General features: G+C 69.2%; 19 protein-coding genes. 13 read left to right on the forward strand and 6 right to left on the reverse strand.

Annotation, left to right across the window (positions count from 1 at the left end; all coding sequences use genetic code 11):
• On the forward strand, positions 1-297 hold a 297-nt coding region (locus QHF83_RS05515), incomplete at its 5' end, for a hypothetical protein (RefSeq protein WP_282416709.1).
• Positions 298-480: 183 nt separating this feature from the next.
• Here QHF83_RS05515 and QHF83_RS05520 read toward each other — a convergent pair.
• The gene (locus tag QHF83_RS05520) at positions 481-1134 is read right to left on the reverse strand and encodes a protein-methionine-sulfoxide reductase heme-binding subunit MsrQ (RefSeq protein WP_282416710.1); all 654 of its coding nucleotides are present in this window, start codon (positions 1132-1134) and stop codon (positions 481-483) included.
• Complete coding sequence (msrP, locus tag QHF83_RS05525) at positions 1134-2147, reverse strand: protein-methionine-sulfoxide reductase catalytic subunit MsrP (RefSeq protein WP_282416711.1); 1014 nt, start codon at positions 2145-2147, stop codon at positions 1134-1136. The genes QHF83_RS05520 and msrP overlap by 1 nt, the downstream gene beginning before the upstream one ends.
• A gap of 59 nt (positions 2148-2206) precedes the next feature.
• On the opposite strand from msrP, the gene QHF83_RS05530 reads away from it, so the two are divergent.
• The 8 genes from QHF83_RS05530 (at position 2207) to QHF83_RS05565 (ending at position 9774) form a co-directional block, all read left to right on the forward strand.
• Positions 2207-2830 (forward strand): SDR family oxidoreductase, encoded by a 624-nt coding sequence (locus QHF83_RS05530; RefSeq protein WP_282416712.1) that lies wholly within the window; start codon positions 2207-2209, stop codon positions 2828-2830.
• Between the two features lies 1 nt (position 2831).
• Positions 2832-3860, forward strand: coding sequence for a pirin family protein (locus QHF83_RS05535; protein WP_282416713.1), 1029 nt, complete (start codon positions 2832-2834; stop codon positions 3858-3860).
• Between the two features lie 109 nt (positions 3861-3969).
• Entirely contained in the window at positions 3970-4659 is a 690-nt protein-coding gene (locus QHF83_RS05540) for an NUDIX domain-containing protein (protein ID WP_282416714.1), read from the forward strand.
• 15 nt (positions 4660-4674) lie between these two features.
• Positions 4675-5499, forward strand: a complete 825-nt coding sequence (locus QHF83_RS05545) for a protein phosphatase 2C domain-containing protein (protein WP_282416715.1) — start codon at positions 4675-4677, stop codon at positions 5497-5499.
• A 12-nt stretch (positions 5500-5511) separates the two neighbouring features.
• Positions 5512-7455: a hypothetical protein gene (locus QHF83_RS05550; protein ID WP_282416716.1), complete on the forward strand. Its 1944-nt coding sequence runs from the start codon at positions 5512-5514 to the stop codon at positions 7453-7455.
• A 25-nt stretch (positions 7456-7480) separates the two neighbouring features.
• Positions 7481-8527, forward strand: coding sequence for a nicotinamidase (locus tag QHF83_RS05555; RefSeq protein ID WP_282416717.1), 1047 nt, complete (start codon positions 7481-7483; stop codon positions 8525-8527).
• A 14-nt stretch (positions 8528-8541) separates the two neighbouring features.
• On the forward strand, positions 8542-9339 hold the full coding sequence (locus QHF83_RS05560) for a hypothetical protein (RefSeq protein ID WP_282416718.1): 798 nt from the start codon (positions 8542-8544) through the stop codon (positions 9337-9339).
• Between the two features lie 42 nt (positions 9340-9381).
• Complete coding sequence (locus tag QHF83_RS05565; protein WP_282416719.1) at positions 9382-9774, forward strand: VOC family protein; 393 nt, start codon at positions 9382-9384, stop codon at positions 9772-9774.
• Between the two features lie 4 nt (positions 9775-9778).
• Here QHF83_RS05565 and QHF83_RS05570 read toward each other — a convergent pair whose 3' ends face one another.
• Positions 9779-10564 carry an ABC-2 family transporter protein gene (locus QHF83_RS05570; protein WP_282416720.1) on the reverse strand — a complete coding sequence of 262 codons (786 nt, stop codon included), beginning with the start codon at positions 10562-10564 and terminating at the stop codon, positions 9779-9781.
• Positions 10561-11565, reverse strand: coding sequence for an ATP-binding cassette domain-containing protein (locus QHF83_RS05575; RefSeq protein ID WP_282416721.1), 1005 nt, complete (start codon positions 11563-11565; stop codon positions 10561-10563). The genes QHF83_RS05570 and QHF83_RS05575 overlap by 4 nt, the downstream gene beginning before the upstream one ends.
• A 60-nt stretch (positions 11566-11625) precedes the next feature.
• Between QHF83_RS05575 and QHF83_RS05580 the strand changes: the two genes are divergently transcribed.
• The gene (locus QHF83_RS05580) at positions 11626-13998 is read left to right on the forward strand and encodes a protein kinase (protein WP_282416722.1); all 2373 of its coding nucleotides are present in this window, start codon (positions 11626-11628) and stop codon (positions 13996-13998) included.
• On the opposite strand, the gene QHF83_RS05585 is transcribed toward QHF83_RS05580, so the two are convergent.
• A complete protein-coding gene (locus tag QHF83_RS05585) occupies positions 13995-15029 on the reverse strand; it encodes an FIST C-terminal domain-containing protein (RefSeq protein ID WP_282416723.1) in 1035 nt (344 codons plus the stop codon). The two genes, QHF83_RS05580 and QHF83_RS05585, sit on opposite strands and share 4 nt — an antisense overlap.
• A gap of 196 nt (positions 15030-15225) precedes the next feature.
• Here QHF83_RS05585 and QHF83_RS05590 point away from each other — a divergent pair, with 196 nt between their 5' ends.
• Together QHF83_RS05590 and QHF83_RS05595 are read left to right on the forward strand one after the other, a co-directional pair.
• Positions 15226-16044 carry a protein phosphatase 2C domain-containing protein gene (locus tag QHF83_RS05590; RefSeq protein ID WP_282416724.1) on the forward strand — a complete coding sequence of 273 codons (819 nt, stop codon included), beginning with the start codon at positions 15226-15228 and terminating at the stop codon, positions 16042-16044.
• A 125-nt stretch (positions 16045-16169) separates the two neighbouring features.
• On the forward strand, positions 16170-17174 hold the full coding sequence (locus QHF83_RS05595; protein WP_282416725.1) for a D-alanine--D-alanine ligase: 1005 nt from the start codon (positions 16170-16172) through the stop codon (positions 17172-17174).
• 318 nt (positions 17175-17492) lie between these two features.
• Here QHF83_RS05595 and QHF83_RS05600 read toward each other — a convergent pair whose 3' ends face one another.
• Complete coding sequence (locus QHF83_RS05600) at positions 17493-18173, reverse strand: sterol desaturase family protein (protein WP_282416726.1); 681 nt, start codon at positions 18171-18173, stop codon at positions 17493-17495.
• A 144-nt stretch (positions 18174-18317) separates the two neighbouring features.
• On the opposite strand from QHF83_RS05600, the gene QHF83_RS05605 reads away from it, so the two are divergent.
• A complete protein-coding gene (locus tag QHF83_RS05605) occupies positions 18318-19766 on the forward strand; it encodes a DUF4912 domain-containing protein (protein WP_282416727.1) in 1449 nt (482 codons plus the stop codon).
• The last annotated feature ends 30 nt before the right edge of the window (positions 19767-19796 follow it).

Below are 19796 nucleotides of genomic sequence, written 5' to 3' on the forward strand. Positions count from 1 at the left end.
GGGGCCGGCGGCGCGGGCGGAAACGGCGGGGCCGGCGGCGCGGGCGGAAACGGCGGGGCCGGCGGCGCGGGCGGAAGTGGCGGAAGTGGCGGAAGTGGCGGGGCCGGCGGCGCGGGCGGCGCGGGCGGAAGTGGCGGAAGTGGCGGAAGTGGCGGAAGTGGCGGAAGTGGCGGAAGTGGCGGAAGTGGCGGAAGTGGCGGAAGTGGCGGAAGTGGCGGAAGTGGCGGAAGCGGCGGGGCCGGCGGCGCGCAGCAAAACAGCGGGGCCGGCGGCGCGGGCGGAAGGGGCGCGCCATGAAAGCCGCACATCACGCGCGCCGAGCGACGCTCGGAGGATGCGGACCATCTACCCAGAGAACGGCGTTGACGACCTCCCGCGCATGAGCCGCGGGCCACCTGCTTCCACTGCGCATCGGTCAGGTCGTGTCACGCGTCGGCGTCCGTGTTCACGATCTGGAGGGCGCTCGCGGCGTTTCTCAGCCTAGCGACGCTTGTTTCCGCGCTCCCGCACCCAGTCCATGATCCGGATCAGAAAGAGCCCCGCGAGCACGGCCCCATAGATGGCCGGCTCGGTGACGTCCTTCTTCACCCGCATGACGAAATGGATGACGCCGAGGATCGCGACCACGTACGCGAGCCGATGCAATCGTTTCCACCGGGCGAAGCCCATCCGCTTGAGGGCCTTGGCCGTCGACGTCGCGGCCAGCGGGATGAGCAGGACGAACCCGGCGAACCCGACGAGGATGAACGGGCGCTTCGTGATGTCCTCGGCGATCGCGCGCAGGGCAAGCGATTGGTCCACGAGCGCGTACACCAGGAAATGCGCGCAGACGTAAAAGAAGCCGAGCAGGCCGAGCGATTTGCGGATGCGAATCGGCCATTTCCAGCCCGTGACGAGCTGGAGCGGCGTCGCGGCGAGCGAGAGGAGCAGGAGGACGAGCGCGAGCAGCCCGAGCTGGTTCATCGCCTCGGCGATCGGGTTCGCCCCGAGGTCGCCTTTCGCCGCGCGTGCAGCGAGCACGACGGCCGGAACGAGGCCTCCCGTGACGATCGCGGGGACGAGCCAGCCGAGCTTGCGCGCGCCCGCGCGCGGCGCTGCGGGTTTGTCCGGGGTGGTGATTGCGCTCGTCGCCATCAGTAATACATCCGGAGGTCCATGCCCGTGTAGAGGTGCGCGACCTCCTCGGCGTAGCCGTTGAACGGGAGTGTCGGGCGTTTTTCGACGTCGCCGATGCGCCGCTCCATCGCCTGGCTCCAGCGCGGGTGCGCGACGTCCGGGTTCACGTTCGCGTAAAACCCGTATTCACGCGAGGCGGCCATGTTCCACGACGTTTGCGGTTCCTTCTCGACGAGCGCGATCCGCACGATCGACTTGATCCCTTTGAACCCATACTTCCACGGCACGACGAGGCGCAGCGGGGCGCCGTTTTGCCCGGGGAGCGATTTTCCGTAGAGCCCGGCCGCGAGGATCGTGAGCGGGTGCATGGCCTCGTCGAGGCGCAGCCCCTCGCGGTAGGGCCATTCGAGCACGTCCGTGAGCTGGAACGGGAGCTGCTCCGGATCCATCAGCGTCGTGAAGGCCACGTACTTCGCCCGCGACGTCGGTTCGAGCCGTTCGAGGAGTTTTCCCAGGGGAAAGCCGAGCCACGGGATCACCATCGACCACGTCTCCACGCACCGCATGCGGTAGACGCGCTCCTCCAGGGGGAACCATTTCAAGAGCGTATCGACGTCGACACGCTGGGGCTTTTTGATCTCGCCCTCGAAGACGACGGTCCAGGGCCGCGGCTTCAGGGTTTTCGCGTTGCGCGCCGGATCTTCCTTGTCGAGGCCGAGCTCGTAATAATTGTTGTACGTCGTCACGTCCTCGTAAGGCGTGCGAGGCTCGTCCGTCGTGAAAGGATTCCGCGCGGCAGCCGAACCGGCGGGCGCGGCGGATGCGGGCGGCGGCACGACGAGGTCCGCGGGCAGCGGCTCGGCCGTGATGGTGGCGCGGCGGCCGCGGCCCGTGAGTGCGACGAGGCCCGTGCCCATCGCAGCGGCCGTCCCCACGAACAGGCCCGCGCTCTTCAGGATCTCGCGGCGGCGCAGGTACCGCGCTTCGGGCGTGATCTCGGAGCTCGGGGGCGGCGGAGGCAGCCTGCGCATGCGGCGATTGTAGGCGATCCGCGTTGCGACGTCGCGCGTGACGTACGATGATCGCCCGCATGAAGGTCTTGGTCTTCGGGGCTTCGGGGCCCACCGGGCGGGAGGTCGTCGCGCAGGCGCTCGACGCGGGGTACGAGGTGCGGGCGTTCGCACGCAGGCCCGCGGCCGTCGGCGCCTGGTCGCCGCGCCTCGAGCTCGTGCAAGGAGACGTGCTCGAGTGGGGCCAGGTCGGGCCCGCGATGCGCGGCGTGGACGCGGTGATCTCGGCGCTCGGGACAGGAAAGGACTTCGGCGAGACGAATCTGTATTCGGACGGGTTCGCGGCCATCCTGTGGGCGATGGCCGAGGCCCGCGTGCGCAGGTTCGTGTGCGTGACGTCCGCCGGGACGATCGAGGACCCGAACGAGCCGCTCTGGTACCGGACCGTGGGCCGATGGATGGCGCGTCACGTGTATGCCGATCAACGAAGGGCGGAGGAGCGGCTGCACGCGAGCGACTCGGACTGGACCATCGTGCGCCCGCCGCGCCTCCTCGACGGACCGAAGAGGGGTGATTACAAGATCGTGAAGGACGGGCCCGCCGGCAAGTCGTACGAGGTGAGCCGCGCGGACCTCGCCGAGTTCATGGTGGCAGAGATGATGGCGATGAAGTACGTCCAGGCCGCCGTGGGAATCGGATATTAAGATGAGCTCCAGAAGCGATATCGTGCTCGAAACGCGGCCCCTTGGTTTCCCCTGGGAGACGGCCGATCCGTTCCTGTTCTGCGTGCACCACGACGACGCATACCCCGCGGGCAACGAGCGCATGGGGCCGGCGGCTTCGCTCGCGGGGCGCAACATCGGCCAGGACTTCGCGGGCAAGGACGGCTGGCGCATGTACCACGGCGAGGTCGTGCCCGGTTTTCCGCAGCATCCGCACCGCGGCTTCGAGACGGTGACGATCGTGCGTCGCGGGCTCATCGATCACGCGGATTCGCTCGGCGCCGCGGCGCGCTTCGGCGCGGGCGACGTGCAATGGCTGACGGCGGGCGAGGGGATCAGCCATTCCGAGATGTTCCCGTTGCTCGATCGGGCGAACCCGAACCCGGTGGAGCTGTTTCAGATCTGGCTGAACCTGCCGGCCGAGGACAAGCTCGTGCCGCCGCATTTCGCGATGTTGTGGAGTAGCACGATCCCGCGGTGCACGTTCCTCGACGAGGGAGGGCGCTCGACGGAGGTGACGGTCATTGCGGGTTCGCTCGACGGGAAACGCGCGCCGTCGCCGCCGCCGCGCTCGTGGGCGTCGCGGCCGGACACGGACGTGGCGATCTGGAGCATTCGAATGGCCCCGGGCGCCACGTGGACGCTGCCGAAGGCGGCGCACCCGCAATCGGTGCGGACGTTGTACTACTTCAAAGGCGCGTCGTTGCGCATCGGGGAGCATGCGCTTTCGGGGCACGTGGCAGCGCGGGTCCGGAGCGACGTGGACGTGCGGCTCGAAGCCGGCGACGCGGAGACGGAGATCCTGCTCTTGCAGGGGCGTCCGATCGGGCAGCCGGTGGTGCAGTACGGTCCGTTCGTGATGAACAGCCGCGAGCAGATCCAGCGCGCGATGATGGATTACCAGCGGACGCGGTTCGGCGGGTGGCCGTGGACGAGCGATGACCCGGTGCACGGGCACGAGGGGCGGTTCGCGCGGCATGCGGATGGACGGGTGGAGCGGGCCGGGACCTGACCCGGTCGCTCCTCCACGTTCCGCCGATCTTCCAGGCGTGATCTCACGCGCTCTTGACGTGGTGTCGGTTCGACACTAAGGTTCGTGTACATCCTACACGGACCCGATCATGAGCGTGACCTACAAGCACCCGCGCCCGGCGCTCGCCGTGGATTGCGTCGTTTTTGGCCTCGACGAGGAGGATCTCAAGGTCCTGCTCATCCGGCGCGGCGTCGAGCCATTCGCCGGGCGCTGGGCTTTGCCCGGCGGGTTCGTGCACGAAGACGAGACGCTCGACGAGGCCGCGCGGCGCGAGCTCCGCGAGGAGGCCGGCATCGAAAAGGTGTACCTCGAACAGCTTTATACGTTCGGGGCCGTCGACCGGGATCCACGCGAGCGCGTCGTCTCCGTGACCTATTACGCGCTCGTGAAGCTCTCCGAGCACGCGGTCCGCGCAGCCACGGATGCGCGCGAGGCTGCGTGGTTCGCCATCGACGACCTGCCGCGGCTCGCGTTCGATCACGAGGAAATCGTGGACAAGGCGATCGCGCGGCTACGCGGCAAGGTGCGGTACGCGCCGATCGGATTCGAGCTTTTGCCGAAGAAGTTCACGCTGACCCAGCTCCAGCGCGTGTACGAAAAGGTCCTCGGGCAGGAGCTCGACAAGCGGAATTTCCGCAAGAAGGTGGCCGCGACGGGGCTCTTGATCGAGCTCGACGAGGTGGAGCAAGACGTCGCGCATCGGGCGGCGCGGCTCTACACGTTCGACGAGAAGACGTATCGCAAGCTCGAAAAAGAGGGCTTTTTGTTCGAGATTTGAGGCGAGGAGGGTGTCATGCGCGAGGACGGGCGATTCGAGGTGGCCGCCGGCAGCGTGACGGGGCGATCGCACGTCCTCGCCGGGAAGCCGAATCAGGATGCATTCGCGTTCCGGTCGGGCGAATGCGGGATCGTCGGCGTGGTTTGTGACGGGTGCGGGAGCGGCGCGCACAGCGAGATCGGCGCGGCGATGGGAGCGCGGGTCGTCGCTTCGCAGGTGCTCCGCGAGATGGAGGCGGGCGCGTCGATCGGCGAGGAGGCGACGTTCGCGCGTGTGCGGGAGAGGCTGCTCCTTTCGCTCGCGTCGGTCGCAGAGGACATGGGCGTCGGGCATGCGCGGGGCGTGGCCGAGTTTTTCCTGTTCACCGTGCTCGGCGTGGCGATCTCGGCCGAGCGGGCCGTCGTGTTCGGCGTCGGGGACGGGATGTTCGTCGTGGGGGACGAGGTCGTGCGGCTCGGGCCGTTTCCCGGCAATGCGCCGCCGTACCTCGGGTACGGGCTCTCGGGGGCGGGGCCGCAGTTCTCGATCCACCGCGTATTGCCCGCGTCGGCGATCAGCTCGGTGCTCGTCGGCACGGACGGCGTCGCCGATTACGATGCGCTTGCAGGGGCCGTGATCGCCGGGGCGCGCGGGGAGCGCGTGCCGCCGCTGCGGGCGTTCTGGTCGGAGGATCGGTATTTTCGGAACGCAGATGCGGTGCGGCGATCGCTTTCGCTCGTCAATCGTGAGGTGACGCGGCCGATCTGGGACGAGCGGCGGATCCACAAGGAGCCAGGGCTGCTCGAAGACGATACGACGCTGCTCGTCGTGCGTCGCAAGAAGATCAGCGCCGCCGCGTAGGAGAGGTTTTCGATGAAGTGGCCGTTCGGGCTCGCCGCGAGGCGAGGACGGGAGACGTGTGCCATGGATGTGTACATTGACGACAAACGCATTCGCGTGAGCCCGCAGGCCTCGATTGGCAAGGGCGGCGAGGCGGACGTCTTCGACCTCGGCGGCGGCCTCGCGCTGAAGCTGTGGAAGGGGCCCGAGCATCCGGACGTGGCCGGCATTTCGGTCGAGACGCGCGCGGCGGCGGACAGGCTCGCGCTCGTGCAGGAGAAGATGCCGCATTTCCCGGCGGGATTGCCGGAGCGGGTCGCCTCGCCGATCGCGCTCGCGAAGGATCGAAAGGGGCGCACGATCCTCGGGTACACGATGCGCTTGATTGCGGGCGCCGAGCCGCTCATGGGCCTCGGCGAGCCGGCGCGGCGGAGGGCCCTCGGGGGGGATGCGGCGGCGCGGGTCCTTTTGGATCTCCGCGCGACCGTGGCGGCCGTTCATCACGCGGGCGCGGTGATCGGTGATTTCAACGATCTGAACGTGCTCGTGCGGGAGGGCGAGGCGCACCTCGTGGACGCGGACAGCTTTCAGTTCGGCCGGTTTCCGTGCCCCGTGTACACCGAGCGGTTCGTCGATCCGCTGCTCTGCGACGCGAGCGAGCCACGTCCGCGGCCCGTGCGGCCGTTCTCCGCGGAATCGGACTGGTATGCGTTCGCCGTGATGGTGATGGGCACGCTGCTCTGCGTGGGGCCCTATGGTGGCGTGTATCGGCCGCGGGAGCCGGCGAGGCGTGTCCCCGAGGCGGCGAGGCCGTTGCGACGGATCACGATCTTCGATCCCGAGGTGCGATATCCCAAGCCGGCGATTCCGTACCGGGTTTTACCGGACGACCTCTTGCACCTGTTCTCGTCGATCTTCGAGCGTGACGCGCGGGCGCCGTTTCCGCTCGCGCTGCTCGAGAATCTACGTTTCACGGCGTGCGTATCGTGCGGGGCCGAGCACGCGCGGGTGCGTTGTCCGGTCTGTGATCACGGCGCTGCGCGCGAGGTGGTGGTCGTGCGGGGGCACGTGAAGGCGTCTCGCAGATTCGCCACGTCCGGCACGATCGTCGCGGCGTCGCTCGTGGGCGACGCGCCAGCGTACGTGGTGCACGAGGACGGGGTTTACAAGCGGGAGGACGGTGCGGTGCTGGCGCGGGGGCCGCTCGAGGGGGCGCTACGGTTCTGGATCCAGGGGAAAACCACGTTCATCGGGCGGCGCGGGCGCGTCGTGGCATTCGAGGCCGGGCAGGCGGAGCAGGCGATTGCGGTGGACGTCCTCGGGCAGGAGCCTGCCTTCGTGGTGAATGATCGATATCGATGGTTCGTCCATGGAGGGCGCCTGTTCCGGCGCGCCGCGCGGCCTTCCGGTTCGCCCCTCGCGGGGCTCGCGGATGGCGCGGCGGAGCCCTGGGGCGAGGTGCTCGCCGGGCAGACGCGGATCTGGGTCGGCGAGCGGCTCGGCTTCGGGTTTTACCGGGCGGGCGCGGTCTCGGTCGCGTTCACGTGGGATACCGAGCGGCGCGGGATTCGCGATACGGTGAAGCTGCCCTGGCCGAGCGGGCAGATCGTGGCCGCGCACGCCGCAATCGACAACGACAGGGTTTGGTTTTTCGTGACGTACGTGCGTGCCGGTCGAACGATGAACCGGTGCGTCGTGGTGGCCGAGGGCGGCGCGCTGCTCGGCGCGGCCGAGGCCGAGGCGGGCGACGGGTCGTGGCTCGGGTCGATCGCGGGGAAAAAGGCGATCGGGGGCGCGCTGCTCGCGGCCACGGACGGTGGTCTCGTGCGGGTCGAGCTCGGCCCGGGCGGGCCCGCGGAGGCGCGGCGGTTCTTGGATACCGAGCCGTTCGTGCAGGAAGGCGCGCGGATTCTCGCGGGAGCCGCAGGGCTCTGGGTCGTGGGGGCGCGTGAGATCGCCGCGCTCGCAATGGGTTGATTCGTCGAAAAGAAGAGAGGACATCATGAACCACAAGGAACTTCCTCTGCCGGTTTTTTACGATCACAAGAGCGCCGAGAAATGGGGCCATCGTCCCAAGGAGGAGCTCGTCTTCGTGGCCGCCGAGGACTGGCGCAAGGCGCTCGAGATCCGGCCGGCCGGCGCGGACAAGACGAACGTGCACCTCTTGCTCATCGACGTGCAGAAGGATTTTTGCCACCCCGAAGGCGCGCTCTTCGTGGCGGGAAGGAGCGGGCGAGGCGCGATCGACGATAGCCGGCGGATCGCCGAGTTCATCTACAAGAACCTCGACGTGCTCACGGCGATCACGACGACGATGGATACACATTTCTCGCACCAGATCTTCTTCCCGTCGTTCTGGGTGGACCGCGAGGGCAAGCCGCTCTCGGCGCACCGCGTGATCACGATGCGCGACATCGACGCGGGCGAGGTGCGGCCGAACCCGGCCATGGCGAAATGGCTCTGCGGCGGGAACTACACGTGGCTCGTGAAGCAGGTGCGGCATTACTGCGAGGAGCTGGAGAAGGCCGGGAAGTACACGCTTTACTTGTGGCCGCCGCATTGTCTGCTCGGGAGCGATGGGCACGCGCTCGTGGGGGCGATTCACGAGGCGCGGCTCTTCCACTCGTACGTGCGCGGGGCGCAGTCGTGGGTGGAGGTGAAAGGGGGCAATCCGCTGACGGAGAACTATTCGGTGCTGTCGCCCGAGGTGCTCACGCGCTTCGACGGGCAGCCGCTCGGGCAGAAGAACACGCTGTTCTTGAAGACGTTGCTCGCGGCGGACGCGGTCATCATCGCAGGGCAGGCGGCGAGCCATTGCGTGAAGAGCTCGATCGACGACATCCTGAGCGAGATCGCCTCGGTCGATGCGGCGCTCGCGAGGAAGATTTACCTGCTCACGGATTGCATGTCGGCCGTGACGGTGCCGGACGGCAAGGGCGGGTTCGCGGCGGATTTCACGCCCGAGGCCGACAAGGCGCTCGCGAAGTTCGCGGCCGCCGGGATGAAGCTCGTGAAGAGCACGGACGAGATCGGGAGCTGGTTGAAATAGGAGAGGAGGTCGTCATGACGAATGGGAATGGGAAAGGGAACGAGATCCGGCGGCTGTTCGAGGCGGCGGAGGAGGAAGGGACGTTGTCGCCGGAGGCGCTCGCGGCGCTCGCGGCGATCGATATCGGAGCGCAGATCCAGGCCGGGCTCGGCGTGGGCGTGGATGACGTGCAGGCGTCCGAGGTCGTGCTCGTGACGATCATGCCGGATGATTCGGGGTCGATCCGTTTTTCCGGGAACGCCGATGCCGTGCGGGAAGGGCACAACACGGTGGTCGAGGCGCTCGCGTCGTCGAAGCAGAAGGATTCGATCCTGGCGCACACGCGGTACTTGAATGGATTCGTGCTCTATCCGTACCGGCCCGTCGCGCTCGCCGAGCGGATGACGCCGAAGAACTACGATCCCGCGCTGGGGACGCCGCTCTACGATCAAACGGTCGTGCTGCTCGGGACGGTGATCGCGAAGGCGCAGGAGTTCGCGCAGAGCGGGGTGCCCGTGCGGAGCGTGACGTTGATCCTCACGGACGGGGCCGACGAGGGGTCGCGCAAAGCCAAGGCGAGCGACGTGCGGCCGCTCGTGCGCGACATGCTGGCGAGCGAGCAGCACATCGTGGCGGCGATGGGGATCGATGACGGGCATACGCCGTTCCGGGACGTGTTCCGGGCGATGGGGATCGAGGATCGATGGATCCTCACGCCGCGGAGCGACGCGGGCGAGATCCGGCGGGCGTTCCGGATGTTCTCGCAATCGGCGATGCGCGCGAGCCAGCACGCGGGGTTTTCGCGGGCGGCGGCGGGCGGGTTTCTCGGGTAACGAGGGGCTTGCCAGGAGGGGCCGGGCCGTGCTGAATTGCGCATGCGCGCGACGAAAGGACAAACCATGCACGGCACATTCGTTTGGAACGAGCTGACGACGAAGGACGTGGAGGCCGCGAAGGCGTTTTACGCCGAGACGCTGGGCTGGACGTTCGAGGAGTTCGCCATCCCGGACGGCAAATACTGGGTCGCGAAGTCGGGGGATCAGATCGTGGCAGGGCTCGGCGGGATGGAGGCGGGCGCCATTCCCGAGGCCACGGAGTCGTACTGGTTCTCGCTCATCGGGGTGGACGACGTGGACGCGTGTGTCGAGAAGGCCGTGGCCCGCGGCGCCACCGTGGTGCGGCCCCCGGTGGACGTGCCGAACGTCGGGCGCGTCGCCATCGTTCGGGATCCGACGGGCGCGGCCGTCGGCTGGATGAAGGGTATCTGAATCGCTAGCCGCCGAACGCCCCGAACCGCCGCACGCCCGCGCGGAAGACGAGGATGGCGGCGGTGGCGGCGGCCGCGGCATACGTGTATTGCACGGCGAGGCCGCGGAGCGCGGTCTTCGTGTCCATGAGGCCAATCACGACCTCGACGGGGAATCCGAGCGTGTAGCGGAACGGCAATGCTTCCGCGACCCCGCGCACCCAGCCGGGGAAGAGCTCGAGCGGGACGACGTAACCCGAGAGCAACATGAACGTGATGAGCCAGAGCTCGAAGACGCTCGTGGAGCTCTCCAGGAAAAACGCGAGCGAGCCGATGATGGCCATCGTGAAGAAATTGATGAGCCACGCGCCGAGGAGGGACGCGAAAAAGATCGCGAGCAGAGGGCCGCTCCGGGTGAGGTCGGCATACACGACGGCCACGACGACGACCGGGAGGCATAACGCGGCCCGGAGCGGCAACGCGGCGAGGTTCTCCGCGCTGTAGAACCAAAGCGGGTGGATGGGCTTCAGGAGGCGCTGCGAGAGCGTGCCCTGGCGGATCTCCTGGTTCATCTCCCAGACGAGCCAGGAGCCCGTGACCTGGCGGACGACGAGCGCGGCCAGGAAATACCCCACGAATTCGCCGGGGCCATAACGACCGACGGGCGCCTCCCGCGCGACGGCGGTCCAGATCGAGAGGCTGACGAGCGGCATCGTGGTCGTCAGCATCCAGATCACGAGCTCGGCGCGATAGGCGAGCGCCGCCGAGAAGCCCACCCGGAGGAGTGTCGGATAGGCTTTCAAGACATTCATTTCGTGGCCTCGTTCGGCTCCTCGGCGGGGCGCGCGAAGAGATCCCGCATGACCTCTTCGAGCGGCGGATCCTCGATCGTGAGGTCACTCGCGTCCGCGCTCGCGACGAGGTGACCCACGGCCTCGCGCACCTCCGATTGCGGAACACGCAGCACGGCACGCGTGCCTTCGAGCTCGACGATCGTCCCGACCCGCTCGAGCGCCGCGCGATCCGGCGGCGCCGGGAAGACGAGGACGATACGTTTGTCCGGTCGGATCGACTTCACGAGGGTCGCGAGGTCGCCGTCGTAGCGGAGTTTGCCCCGGTCGATGACGATGACGCGCGGGCAGAGCGAGGCGACGTCGTCCATGTAATGGGACGTGAGCAGGATCGTGGCGCCGTGCTTCTCGTTGTACTTGCGGATGAATTCACGCACGACGAGCTGCATGGAGACGTCGAGGCCGATCGTGGGCTCGTCGAGGAAGAGGATGCGGGGGCGATGCAGGAGCGCCGCCGCGAGCTCGCATTTCATGCGCTCGCCGAGCGAGAGCTGGCGCGTGGGCTTTTTCGTGAGGGCGCCGATGTCGAGCAGGGTCTCGAGCTCGCGCAGGGTCTCGGCGAAGGCCTGGTCGGGGACGCCGTAAATCGCGCGGTTCAAGTCGAAGGTCTCGGCCGGCGGCAGGTCCCAGAGGAGCTGCTGCTTCTGGCCCATGACGAGCGTGATCGCCCGCAAAAAGCTGGCCTCGCGTTGCCGCGGGACGTGGCCCGAGACACGCACCTCGCCGCTCGTCGGGTGCAAAAGGCCCGAGAGGATCTTCAAGGTGGTCGTTTTGCCGGCGCCATTCGGGCCGAGGAAGCCGACGCGCTCGCCAGGCTCGATCGTGAAGGAGAGATCCTCGACCGCCCGGACTTCCTTGTACGTTCGGCGGAAAACGCTGCGCAGCGCGGCCGCGAGGCCCGCCGGGCGCTCGTGGACCCGATAGACCTTCGTGAGTGCGCGGACCGCGACGGCGGCTTCCATGGGCGGCGGAGGGTAGCACCGAACGAGCCCCAGATCGGTTAGCCTCCGTCGCAGCCGTACATGACCGACTTCAAGGCGACCCCCACGTCCGCGGACCCCATCAGCGAGGCGCCGACAGGCTTGCTCCTTTCGGTCGCGCCAGGCGAACGCGTCGCCGGGCGATACTCGCTGCTCGGCCTGCTCGGGGTCGGCGGCATGGGCAGCGTCTACCGCGCCCGCGACGAGGAGCTCGAAGAGGTCGTGGCCCTGAAGGTGCTGCGGCAAGACCTCGTGAACGAGCCCGGGATGCTCGAACGGTTCCGCCGCGAAGTGAAGCTCGCGCGCCGCGTCACCCACAAGAACGTGGCCCGCGTCTTCGACATCGGCGAGCACGGCGCCGACAAGTACCTGACCATGGAATACGTCGAGGGCGAGCCCCTCAACGTGGTCCTCGCGCGGCAAGGCGCGATGCCGGTCGCCCGCGTCGCGGAGATCGCGACGGCCATCTGCGCAGGTCTCGCCGCCGCGCACGCGGCGGGCGTCGTGCACCGGGATCTGAAGCCCGAGAACGTGCTCATGGCGAAGGACGGGCGCGTGGTGATCACCGATTTCGGGATCGCGCGGATGCACGAGCCCGGAGGCGCGCGCACGCAGGTCGGCGCGGTGATCGGGACACCGGCCTACATGGCGCCCGAGCAGGTGCAGGGGCTCGCGGACATCGACGCGCGCGCGGACATCTACGCGCTCGGCGCGATGCTTTACGAGCTCTTTACGGGTGAAAAGGCGTGGCGCGGGGAGTCGATCGTGAGTGTCGCGGCCGCGCGGCTTTTGCAGCCGCCGCCGGATCCACGCGCGAAGCGGCCCGATTTGCCGACGGCGTGCGGGACGCTCGTCCTCAAGTGCATGGCGCGCGAGCGCGACGATCGATATCGCACGGCAGAGGAGGTGGCCGAGGAGCTTTCGAGCCTGACGATGCCGGCCATGAACAAGCTGCCCGTGACGACGCTCGTGACGCCCGCCGCGCCCGCGGCCGGCGGAGGCACGCCGCCGCCGGCCGCGCAGGTATCGTCGGGCGACAAGACGGTCGCGGTGCTGCCGTTCCGGAACAGCGGGCCGCCGGACGACGAGTACCTCGCCGAAGGTCTCACCGACGATTTGATCGATACGCTGTCGATGACGCGGGGCCTGAAGCTCAGGCCCCGCGGCGTGGTGATGCGCTGGAAGGGCGTGGATCAGGATCCGCGCGAGATCGGGCGCGAGCTCGAGGTGCAGGTCGTCGTCGAGGGCAGCGTGCGCAGGACGCCGGCGGGCGTGCGGATCAGCGCGCGCGTGCTCAGCGTGGCCGACGGGTTTCAGCTCTGGGCGAAGCGATTCGATCGACCGGAGAAAGATCTCTTCGTGGTGAACGACGAGGTCGCGAAGGCGATCGCCGACGCGCTGACCGTCGACCTGGCCCAGCCCGCGCGCGAGTCGCCGACCGATCCCGTGGCCGTCGAGCTCTACCTGAAGGCGCGCGTCGAGTACCGGAAGTTCTGGGTGCAGCACGTGCGCGAAGCCGTGAAGCTGCTCGAGCAGGCGCTCGCGCGCGCGCCGCAGGATCCGACGATCCTGTCCGGCTACGCGAGCGCGCTCGCGCGGATGTCGTTCTTCAACGGGGACAACGCGATCCTCTCGAAACAAGCGGCCGAGCGCGCGCTCGCCGTGGCGCCGCACCTCGCGGAGGCGCACCTCGCCATGGCGCACGGGCTGTTCCAGTTCGGCGACGTGGCCGGCGCGGTGCGAAGCGCGCGGCAGGCCATCACGCGCGCGCCCGCGCTCGCCGAGGCGTATGGCCTCGTCGGGATGATCCTCTCGGAGTCGGGCCCGCTCGACGAGGCGGCGCGGGTGCTCGAGACGGCGCGGTCGCTCGATCCGGCGGCGCCGTCGGTGGGCCGGAACCTCGCGCGTGTCTTCGTGCTGCGCGGCGACTGGGACGGCGCGCTGAAGCTCCTCGAGCAGGTGCGGACGATCGAGGGCGAGTTCGCGTATTTCGCGGGCCTCACGCGGTACGCGATGTGGTTCCGCGACGAGGCGCTCACGAAGGACGTCGCCCACCGGCTCCGGGACGTGAAGACCGACGCGCCGATCCAGATGGCGATCCGCGACGCGCTGCTCGACAGGATCTCGCCGTTCGATTCGCCGGTCTTCCAAGAAGCGGTGGCGAACCGCGACGGCGGCTGGAGGCGGAACGCCTATTTCCGGCAGGTCGAGATCGAGCTCGCGGTGTACGTGGGCGACGTGGCGCGCGCCGCCTCCTCGATCGTGCCCTGCGCGCAGAGCGGGCTCATCGATCTCCTGTGGATGGATCGTTGCCCGCTGGTCGATCCGATCCGCGCGACGCCGGAGTTCCTCGCGGCGCGCGTGATCGTGGACGAGCGGGTGTCGCGGATGCTGGAGGCGCTGCGCGCCGGCTAGCTCGGCGAACGGAAGAGCGCGAGCACGCTGGTATAAAGGTCGAGCCGTGATGGACGGCCTTCGCGCGGGCTGATCTCGAACGCCGCGTGCATGCCGGCGATCGGGAGATCGCCAAAGCGCTGACGGAGGATACGCACCTCGGCGTCGGGCGCGCCGTGCAAGCCCTGGCCGCGGCCCGCGCAGCTCAGGTAGAGCGCGAAGCGCGGCGCCGCGCCGAGAGCGTTCTTGGAGACGACACGCGCCATCGTCTCGAGGTCGGCCTTCGCCATCTGCGCGTCTCGCACCGCGAACGCCATGCGCATCCCCGGGCGCGCGTCCGCGCCGATCATCACGCCGCGCCGGGAAGGATCGATCCCTCGCACGGGCCGGATCACGAAGCGCGGGCGCCCGTCCTCCGTGACGTCGTCGGGCTCGGCGAGCGCGGCGAACACGAGCGGGGAGGATGCGCCCGGGTTCGACGCGCCGGGCGCGCACCGCGACAGCTCGTCGAGCGCGCCGCGGCCGCCGAGGCGCAGCACGAGGCCCGCGTTGACCTCGTCGATCGGCGTGAGATCGGAGACGAGGCGACACGCGGGCGAGGCCGCGACGATCGGCGACGCGAGCCCCTTGATCGACATCCCCACGGCGCGGGCCACGCGCTCTTCCCCCTCGGCGGTGATCACCACGCCTCCCGCGCCGACCGTGCCTGCGCCGAACACGCAGGCCGAGGGCGCTGTGGCCGCGACGCCTTCGAGCAGGCTCGTGTCGAAGCCCTCGGTTCGGTGAAAGAGCAGCGCCGTGGAGGGGCGCGCGCCGAGGGCCTGGCCTATCGACTCGCCGAGCGCGCGTGGCGAATCCTCCACGTCGCCGAGCGCGAACGGCGTCACTTGCCCGCCGCTCCAGAGGATGCCGCTCGCGGCGGGGACCCCTTCGAGCTCGGCGCGTTCGTGCAGCACGCCGGCGCCGGGCACGAGCACGGTCGGCACGCCTTTCCATGCGGCCGCCACGCGCGCCGCGAGCGTGTGGAGGTGCGGCACGAGCGGGCTGGTCACGAAGACGAGCCCACCTGTCGGGGAGGTGACCGCTCCGCGTGTCTCCCGGAGAACGCGGGAGAGCCCATCGGGGGAGGTCACGCTGGTGCAGAAGCTCCGCGCTGCCATGGGTCGCGAGGGAGTCTACCCGAGCGGACGGCCCTCTCGACAGGGGGGCCTGGGGCGGATTATCGTCGGCCGAAGTACGAGCTCCCCGATGAGCACACCGCACGACCGGAATAACGCCCTGCGTCAGAACGAGGTCCCGACGCACCGAGGGCGGTGGCCCGTCCGTTCGGCGGCGCGAACCGACGTCGGCAAGCACCGAAAGACGAACGAGGATGCGTTTTTCCACGACGACGAGCTCGGGCTCTACATCGTGGCGGACGGGATGGGCGGGCACGCCGCGGGCGAGGTCGCGAGCCATCAGGCGGTGGACACGATCCACGGGATGGTGAAGCGCGGGCTCAGCGAGCTCGGGACGATCGACGGGGAGCTCGACGAGGCGCAGGCGCGCGCGGCGTGTCGGCTCATGGAGGGGGCGATCCAGGCGGCGACGTACCTCATCTTCGCGATGGCGGAGCTCGAGCGTGACAAGCTCGGGATGGGCACGACGATCAGCGCGGCGCTCTTCCTCGGCCGATCGCTGGTGACGGGGCAGGTGGGTGATAGCCGCATTTACCAGATCCGCGAAGGCGCCGCGGTGCAGCTCACCGAGGATCACACGCTCCTCGCGTGGCAGATCAAGCAAGGCCTGCTGACGCCCGCGGAGGCGGCGACGGCCACGCACAGGAACGTGATCACGCGCGCGGTGGGCAACCGCGACTACGTGGAAGTGGACACGGCGGTGCTCGCGGTGCGGGCGGGGGACCGATACCTGCTCTGCTCGGACGGGCTGCACGGCTACCTCAACACCGAGGAGATCCCGGAGATCACGACGCTCGGGGCCGTCGACGCGGTGACGCGGTTCATCGACCTCGCGAACGGGCGAGGCGGGAAAGACAACATCACCGCCGTACTTGTCGAGGTCGTCTAGTACCGCGGAATCCGGAGCAGATTTGAAGTTGTCCGTTTTGTTGACCCCTTCGTCGATTGTCTGATACCCGCCGGCAAGAAGGTCGTGACGTGGTCCGAGCGTTCACGTCGACGGAGGTGGATTCGATGAAGAGGCGATCGATGCGGAGGCGGGTCGGCGTGATCATGGGTGGCTCGTCGTCGGAGCTGTCCGCCGGACATGCCGTCGCGGAGGCGCTCTCCGCGCGGGGCCACGAGGTGGTCCAGCTGTCGCTCGGCGAGAGTTACGGTCCCGACCTCGCGTCCGTGGTCCAGAAAGCCCGGATCGACGTGGCCTTCCTGGCCCTCTCCGGCCGCATGGGCGAGGACGGCTGCGTGCAAGGGCTCCTGGAACTGCTCCGCATCCCGTACACGGGGTCCTCCGTGCTCGCGAGCGCGCTCGCGATGGACAAGCTGAAGGCGAAGGAGATGTTCCGCCTGCACAACGTGCCGACGCCGCCTTATTACACGGTGTCGGAGGACGCGGACCTCACGGACCTCGAGGGGATGCACGGCTCGTTCGGGTACCCGGCGATCGTGAAGCCGCGCGGGGAGGGGTCGAGCCAGGGCGTGTCGCGGGTGACGAACCTCGCGGAGCTGCGGGCGGCGCTGGAGCAGGCGTTCGAGTACGACGACATCGCGCTCGTGGAGCGGTTCGTGACGGGCGTGGAGATCAACGTCGCGATCCTGGACGGGCAGGTGCTCGGCTCGGTCGAGGTGGCGACGCCGAAGGCGATGCTGGAGGATCCCGGCGCGGAGCTCGTGAAGGTGGAGCTGTCGCCGCAGCGCGAGCGCGGGGTGCAGAACCTGGCGGAGCGGGCGGCGCGGGCGCTCGGCTGCACGGGCGCGGTGCGGGTCGATCTGCTCGTGACGGCGGGCGAGAACGAGTACGTGCTCGAGGTGAACACGCTGCCGGCGCTCTCGCCGGACGGCCTGCTCGCCCGGGCGGCCGCGGCGAAGGGCTACGATTTCAGCGAGCTCTGCGAGGCGGTGCTCGACGGCGCGAAGCTGAACCAGCCGGCGCGCCGGAAGACGCCGGTGGAGACGCTCTCGGCGGGCAGCTACCGCGCGAACGCGGCGGCGCCGGTCGCGATGATGAAGTCGGTGGGCTGAGCAGCCCCTCGATCCCCGAACCCCCCCGAAAATCGTCTCTCGTTCCCCGATCCTCGCGTCGAGGCTCGCTGGTCATCGTTGCCAGCGGGTGTCGACGCGCGTCGAGGGCCCTTGGTCATCGTGATCCGCGTGGGTTGATGCGCGTCGAAGGGCGCTTGGTCATCGTGATCCGCGGGTGTCGACGCGCGTCGAGGGGCGCTGGTCATCGTGATCCGCGTGGGTTGATGCGCGTCGAGGGCCCTCGGTCATCGTTGCCAGCGGGTGTCGACGCGCCATCGAGGGCCGCTGGTCACCGCTTTCAGCGTGGGTTGACGCGCGTCAGCCCCCTTCGTCGTCGTTTCTCTGCTGACCGAGCGTCCCGAAGAGCCAGTCGCAGAGCGGGAACGTGATGTTGAAGTTCTCGTGCGCCATGCGGCCGAGGTCGTGATGGAGCGCGTGCCTCCGGCGCAGAGCGCGGATGGGGCGGCCTCGCGCGAGGAAGGATCCCTCCGGCAGGTGGTAGGCGAAGTGGAGCCACTCGTACGTGAGGAAGTACGCCATGGCGGTGGCCACGAAGAGCCAGCCGGCGTTCGGGGTCGCGACGGCGAAGAGGAGGAGCGCGACCGGCAGGGCCACGCCGCCGAGGACCACGAGGATCATCACGGGGGGAAAGAGGACGATGGGGAAGTCGGCCGCGGAGTCGCAAGCCATCGCCTCGCGCGTGAAGAAGCGGTGGTGCCGCAACGTGTGGCGCTCGTAGAGGATCGGCAGGAGCTTCTTGCGCCGGTGCATCGGGCCGCGGTGCACGAGGTACTCGACGAGGTTCGCGAACAGGAAGGTGCCCGGCACGACGAGCGCTTCGAGGAGGCGGACGCGCTCGACGCGGGAGGCGGAAAAGACGATGGCGCCGAGCGAGGCGAGGCTCGTGAAGGCGAAATGCGTCCAGCCGGCCGCGCGCGTGCTCGGCCTTCGTTCGGCGCGGTCCTGGCCGCGGAAGGCGAGCACGTGAGGCGGGGGCATGTTCGAATTCTAGTGCGCGGGAGCCGCGGCCCGGCGGTTTTCCGATGGCATTCTGCAGGGATGCTCCGGACGAACGGACGCAATGAAAACCCCACGCCTCGGACGCTCTCGTCGCGCCGCGCTTCGTGCTAGGTTGCGCGCGAAATGGAGCGGCACGAGCTCGAGGGTTTGACGCGGGAGGAGCTGATCGCGCTGGCGGAAGAGCTCGGCATTGCGCGTCCGCGCGCGTTCACGATTCCGGAGCTCGTGGACGAGATCGTGACGCGCACGGCGCGGAGCGAGCGAGACCGCGCGCGGTCGCGTGGATGGATGGGGCGAGCGAGGGATCTGCTCGCCGGGGTGATCGAGCGAGGTCTGCACCTGCCCGACGTGGCGAACGCGGTGCGGAGCACGCCGCCCCCGGCGAAAGGCTGGCCGACGGCGCCGCCGCCGCTCGCGACGGTGACGCTCGCGGAGATCTACGCGGCGCAGGGGTTCGTGGAAAAAGCGATCGGCGTGCTCGACGAGGTGCTCGCGCGAGAGCCGGAGCACACGGAAGCGCGCGTGCTGAGGCAGCGGCTCGTCACAGGAGGCGCGGCGCCCGCGGTCGATGAAGAGAAGGGGGAGGAAGTCGTGACCACGCCGAGCGAGACGGACAGCGAGCCCCAGCCAGCCGAGGAAGAGAGCACGACGGAGGCCGCGGTCGCGCCGGCCTCTGCCGCAGCGGACGCGGAGGCGGCCCTGGAGGCAGAGGCAGAGCCGGTCGCGCCGAAGGCGATCGCGAAGGCGATCGTGGAAGCGGCCCTCGAGGCGGAAGCGGAGGCGGAAGCGGAGGCGGCGCCGGCTGCGGAAGCGGAAGCGGTTGCAGAAGCGGTTGCAGAAGCGCCTTCGTGGTCGGCGCCCGAGGTGGACGCCATCGAGGAGCTGCCGCTGCCCGAGCGCTACGACGTCGACGAGATCGTGGCCATCGCCGTCGATCCCGCGACGATCTACCTCTACTGGGAAGTGCGCCCCGTGAGCCTCGCGCGAGCGCGGGCTCGGCATACCGACGGCGCGCTCGTCGTGCGCATGGCCCAGGTCACGCCGAGCTGGGATGGTCCGATCGTCGAGCAGCGGGATCTGCGCATCGACGCGCTCTTCGGCGACGCGTACCTCCGCAACTTGCGGCCGGGATCGAACGTGCGCGTGAGCATCGGCTGGCTCGCGCACGGCATGTTCGAGCCGTTCGCCATCGGCTCCGAGGTCATGACGTCGCGAAGCGAGCCCACCACGTCGGTGTCGCTCCGCGTCGCGCAATGGACGCCCGAGCGAGGCGCGCCTGCGCAGGCCGGCGTCGCGGCCGCAGCGCCGGCTCGCGCGGAGGCCGGCGCGCCCGCGCCTGCCGAGATCGAGTCGATGCTCGCGCCGATCCTGTCGGGCACGGCGGCTCCTGTGCAGACGGGGGGCGGCGGGCGGAGCGAGGCGATCGGCGACCGCTGGCCCACGCTCGATTTCGGCGACCGCGGCCTGCCCGTCGATGCATCGAGGCCGAGCGCGCCGACGCGTGGCGGCGCGAGCGAGCTTCCGCGTGGGGGCGCGAGCGAGCAGGTTCGTCCCGGACCACGCGAACGGTAGAGCGCGACGACGATCGTCGGATCGTGCGCA

It is taken from the genome of Polyangium sp. 15x6 (assembly GCF_029960785.1).
GTDB lineage: Bacteria > Myxococcota_A > Polyangia > Polyangiales > Polyangiaceae > Polyangium.